The sequence below is a fragment of the Psychrobacter sp. ENNN9_III genome, from assembly GCF_001462175.1.
Lineage (GTDB): Bacteria > Pseudomonadota > Gammaproteobacteria > Pseudomonadales > Moraxellaceae > Psychrobacter.
The window spans coordinates 1-4,424 of sequence record NZ_LNUO01000208.1 but is presented as its reverse complement, the minus strand read 5'-3'; the positions used below and the strand labels follow the sequence as shown (position 1 = coordinate 4,424).

The window sequence follows — 4,424 nt, the reverse complement described above, 5'->3', positions numbered from 1 at the left end:
TTTATTGGGTTTTAGTAAGATTAAATTTAGGCATATAATATAAAGGTATAAAAAATATATATTTACTAATACATATATATCAATAAACCTATAATACTTTTGAAAGTATTAGTCCTTCATTAATTTTTATTTACTAAATTGCTAAAATCCAATGAAAGAGCACTATTTATTATTCGATGCTGTCATTAACGTACCAAACCATTGATACTATTATTCATGTGCATTTTTATCATAATTGATTGAAAATAAGAATAAATTGTTAATAAATTGACACTTTTTGCAATATTAATTTTCATGTTAATAAGAATAAGCTGAATAATATTCACCTTTAAGAGTAACGTAGAAATTCTAAACGTTTCATTTACAAAGAATTATTTATATCAAACTCATTACAAAAGCTAAAGTATTGATTAAAGTCTGCTACCTATAAAAAGCTTCTATTCCTTAATTTTTATAGAAGTAGAAACTTTGCGTTATCAAATTCTAAAAAATATATAGCTTGTAGAGAGTATATATTTTTATATTATGATGTACAAATTACAATACAATTAGTACTTTTTTGACTGTTGTTATTGATTAACTTGCCCATACCTTCCTAACTGACGTCTTGCTAATGTGTATAGTTTAGTTTAATTTGTCATAAGAATAGTTTAGTTTAAGTTACTTATTAATTACACGTAACGCTCAATCATTTTAATTGCTAGTACCTACTAAGTTTCTCTACAAGGATTTCGTATGAAACATACTACTAAGGCTTTGATAGCAGCAATGACATTATGCGTTAGTGCAAGTGCTATAGCATCTAGCCATCGTAGAGTTATGAGGTAACGACCCTGTCATTGGAGCTTGGACGACCGCTAGTGTCCGTCAAGCAACCTTAGTCAATCCTTCTCCTGAATCCGGCATCAGTACCACAGCGAAAAAAGGCGGTGCATGGACGCAGGTTTCAAGGCTCGGTATGCCACTGGTAAACGAAGTTGTGATCGGTCTTAAAGATAAAGACAAATTTAATGCCTCAGAGCCAAAAGATGATGTGGCTAAATTTGCACCTTATGTCTTTTATCCTACATTGCCTGCGTTGATTCAGACTTTGTATCCACAAGCACCAGCACCAACTAACTTTCCGCGTCAAGACTTAGTCACTGCCTTTTTGACAGGTGTTCCGACTATCAATAAGCCTGCCAAAGTTGTACCAGCAGATATGTTGCGTTTAAACACCAGCACACCTGCCGTAGCAGCTGCTAATCAAAACGACTTAGGTGTCATTAGTATTATCCCTGGTCAAAACGATGGTCGACCTAGTGCCAATAGCAAAGACGTTGCAGGATTTCCAAACGGTAGAAGACCTGGTGATGATGTTACTGATATCGCGTTGAGGGTATCTATGGGTGCCTTATGTCACGCGGGCTTGCCAGCAGATGTTACCTGCGTCCCTGCTGATGCCAAGGCCGGAAAAGCTCTATTTACTGACGGTGCACTTAAACCCGCTACCGAGTTTGACTCAGTCTTTCCTTATCTAACCACCCCTAATCCAGGTAGCCGATAAGTTGAATCTAACTCAAGGAGAAATACGATGCGCTATGTACTTTTAGCAGTATTAGTCACCGGATCGGCCGCTCTTTCTGGTTGCTTTAATGATAATAACAATTCTAGCTCGCAAGATCGGGCTGATAGTAAAGTAGCGATAGATCAAGCTAAAGCGGAATTGGCAGCTAGCAGGACATCTACCGTCATCGACGTCAGTAGAGATGTAAACACCGATGAGCCACAGGACATCGATCGGATCATACTTCCCGAAGCCAACTTGGCAGAACCTGTCGCTGTGACGGGCGCCAACGCCTCATTGTAGTCTGATATGAGGTAAATCGAGCACCTGATCAGGCTACTGTTCAGGTGTTCCTTTATGTTTTGAACGGACAGAACTTATGCAATGGATTAAGCACATTATTAAATTACTGTTTTTATTAGTCATCAGCTGCCAATTACTTTATGCTGCACCTTTTATTCCTAAAACTGACCAACAAATTCTTGAAACTCTACCTTCAGATTCACCGCCTGCACGCTACCTCAGCTCAGATGATTTTTTGTCTAGCCAAAATACAAATAATCCTAAACAGACCAGCCAGCTATTAGAACGCGCTTACTTGCAAGGCGACCCGCGCGCCCTAGGCCAAGCAAAAGCGCAACTTGATCACCTAACAGATCAAAGCGTAGAGACACTCATGCTACGAGCGCGGGCTTTACAATCAGATCATAAGTTCTCTGAAGCAAAAGAGATGTTAAAACAGATATTAACTAAAGATACTGCCAATCCAGATGCTCTTTTGACTCTCTCCTCTCTATTAGTTGTTCAAGGCCAGTTTGAAGAAGCTATCGATTATTGCAACAAACTTGTTGACCCTGAATTGCGCGTGTATGAGTTGGCTTGTCAAGCCCAGATACAGAGCATGACTGGACAGCTTGAACAGGCAAAACAAACGCTCAGTGGCTTGGCGGCCATTGCGCCTGGACTAGATACATCAACCGCTCGCTGGATATATTTGATGCAAGCAGATGCGGCTTTAAGAAGCCAAGATACTCCTCTTGCTAATGAGGTTTTTAGCGTTATGGATGCTCAAACTGTGCCTGCACTTATGGCTCGTGCTGACTGGCTTTTGAGTAAAGGAGAGTATCAAAAAGTGCATCAACTGCTTAAAGATCATACTGACAAAGATGCGTTGTTACTGCGGCTTATCGCGGCACAAATAAAACTGCGCGACCCTAAATCTGAACAAAACTTAGCACTCATGCAAGAGCGTACTGAGGTGTGGCAAATACGCAAAGAAAATGCACACAGGCGTGAACAGGCTACTTACGCTATGCTTGCTAATCAAATTGATTCGGCACTCCAGTTGGCTCGAAACAACTGGCAACAGCAGCGCGAAACAGCTGATATTGAGATTTATACAAGAGCAGCCATCCAAGCTGGCAGCCAAAAAGACATTGAAGTGATACGCCAATTCATCAAAGATACTCAGTTTGAATATCCAGCGCTTGAGCGTGATCTACGTTTGGGTAAAATTAGTGACTGTTTAAACTGCCCAATCTCAGGCCTGCAAACTTCAAGCAAGGATAAGCCTTTATGAGCGCCCTTAGTAGACGCCTTTGGAATCATAGCTATCGTTACTTGACGCTGCTGTTACTAGCGATGACATGCACGATCCTACAGGCACACGAATCTAGTACCGCTTACTTGAACCTTCAAGCGAGCAATTCCACAGACACAGCAAGTATTAATTATAACGCTGAATATGAGTTGTCATTACGCGACCTTGCTTTACTAGTGGATATAGATTCAAACCAAGATCATAAAGTAAGTTGGATAGAGGTAAAATCGCAAACGCCACTCATAAAGCAGCTAATCGAATCCCAAGTAAAGTTAGAAGCAGGTACGCAAGCCTGCGAGATAGCAAGCTTTGCCCCATTGGCAATTAATACACGCGGCGGGTTTAATTACCTATACACAGACTTTGAGATAAACTGTGCTACCCCAATCGATAATCTAAATTATCAGATCTTAGCAGGTATCGATGCCAATCACCGCTTAATCCTGACTGGGGCTAGTGATGAGTCGCCCCTTCAAGTGTTGGCTGTAGGAAAAACTCCTTTAGGTTCAGGGACTGAATCTGGCTGGTTGTTCACGGCAACGAATTTTTTGAAAAGTGGCATTCATCATTTGTTGATTGGTTGGGACCATCTATTATTCTTATTTGTACTGCTAATCCCTGCAGTCTACTTACGTAAGCAAAAATCATTGGTTGCCGTTACTAAACCGCAAGCGGCATTACTTGAAGTCTTTTGGATTGCAACCTCATTTACATTAGCACATTCAATTACCTTGAGTTTAGCGGCGCTTCAGATCGTCAGTATACCTGCCCGCTTTATTGAATCCTTAATCGCTCTATCCATAGCGTTCGCAGCATTAAACAACTTAGTACCTTTGCTACGCGTACGCGCCGTCTATCTAGCATTCTTTTTTGGACTAATTCACGGTTTTGGCTTTGCTAATGTACTTGTAGATTTGCCACTAACCACAAGCGAGCGTGTACTAGCATTATTAAGTTTTAACATAGGGATAGAGCTAGGACAACTTGTATTTATCGCCTTGGTATTTCCCATAGCGCTGTTACTACGGCATACGCGTTTTTATAAAACGATCATATTTTATGCAGGTTCAGTGGCTAGTATTTTAATTGCATTATGGTGGTTTTTTCAGCGAGTTTTTTAGGCTGTGTCATCAATTAGTGTATTAATTCCATTCATGATCTTAAAACGACTAAACTTCATTAAAGCACATCATATTTCTTGTCAGTATGAACATATTGACAAGAAATATATTTTTTATTCATATGCAGAGTTTTAGATATAATTGTCTACATCAAGGC

The 4,424-nt window shown here is 40.0% G+C and carries 4 protein-coding genes; all 4 read left to right on the top strand.

From position 1 onward, the window contains the following. Positions 1 to 838: 838 nt before the first annotated feature. The 4 genes from PENNN9_RS12415 (at position 839) to PENNN9_RS12400 (ending at position 4,267) form a co-directional block, all read left to right on the top strand. The gene (locus PENNN9_RS12415) at positions 839 to 1,546 is read left to right on the top strand and encodes a DUF4331 domain-containing protein (RefSeq protein WP_256713857.1); all 708 of its coding nucleotides are present in this window, start codon (positions 839 to 841) and stop codon (positions 1,544 to 1,546) included. A 27-nt stretch (positions 1,547 to 1,573) separates the two neighbouring features. Then, positions 1,574 to 1,849: a hypothetical protein gene (locus tag PENNN9_RS12410; RefSeq protein WP_058369964.1), complete on the top strand. Its 276-nt coding sequence runs from the start codon at positions 1,574 to 1,576 to the stop codon at positions 1,847 to 1,849. 76 nt (positions 1,850 to 1,925) lie between these two features. Next, positions 1,926 to 3,125: a tetratricopeptide repeat protein gene (locus PENNN9_RS12405; RefSeq protein ID WP_058369963.1), complete on the top strand. Its 1,200-nt coding sequence runs from the start codon at positions 1,926 to 1,928 to the stop codon at positions 3,123 to 3,125. Further along, positions 3,122 to 4,267 carry a HupE/UreJ family protein gene (locus tag PENNN9_RS12400; protein ID WP_058369962.1) on the top strand — a complete coding sequence of 382 codons (1,146 nt, stop codon included), beginning with the start codon at positions 3,122 to 3,124 and terminating at the stop codon, positions 4,265 to 4,267. The genes PENNN9_RS12405 and PENNN9_RS12400 overlap by 4 nt, the downstream gene beginning before the upstream one ends. Positions 4,268 to 4,424: the final 157 nt, after the last annotated feature.

What these genes read in the sequence shown, in the direction of transcription:
- PENNN9_RS12400 (WP_058369962.1), top strand. Translation starts at nt 3,122, where the DNA reads ATGAGCGCCCTTAGTAGACGCCTTTGGAATCATAGCTATCGTTACTTG.
- PENNN9_RS12405 (WP_058369963.1), top strand. Translation starts at nt 1,926, where the DNA reads ATGCAATGGATTAAGCACATTATTAAATTACTGTTTTTATTAGTCATC.
- PENNN9_RS12410 (WP_058369964.1), top strand. Translation starts at nt 1,574, where the DNA reads ATGCGCTATGTACTTTTAGCAGTATTAGTCACCGGATCGGCCGCTCTT.